A 396-nucleotide genomic window follows, 5' to 3' on the forward strand; every position below is an offset into this window, starting at 1 on the left:
GGTCTGGCGCCAGGCGTCGGCGGGCGGCGTGACGGGGGAAAACTCACTCATGGATGCATTGTGGAGGCAAATCCAACAAGTCAGGAAAACTGACTAAAAACACCAACAAAACAAACCAACAAGCCCATAAACTACTGTTCAAGCATCCAGCCTGAATGCAAATACAGAGCTGAAACCCCAGCCAACCCAGGAGTCCGCATGAACACCGCCGTCACCACCGCCAACAGTGAAAAAGCCAAGGCCCTGCAGGCCGCACTCGCCCAGATCGAAAAGCAGTTCGGCAAGGGCACGATCATGCGCCTGGGTGAAGGCGAAGCCATCCAGGACATCCAGGTCGTCTCCACCGGCTCGCTGGGCCTGGACATCGCCCTGGGCGTTGGCGGCCTGCCCCGTGGC

At 59.1% G+C, this 396-nt stretch carries 1 pseudogene; it reads left to right on the forward strand.

The annotated features are described in order from the left end of the window. Window positions 1-198: 198 nt before the first annotated feature. A pseudogene (locus tag JHD80_RS27290) lies at window positions 199-396 on the forward strand (DNA recombination/repair protein RecA); the annotation flags it as partial.

This window comes from Allobosea sp. ASV33 (assembly GCF_016428755.1).
Classification (GTDB): domain Bacteria; phylum Pseudomonadota; class Alphaproteobacteria; order Rhizobiales; family Beijerinckiaceae; genus Allobosea.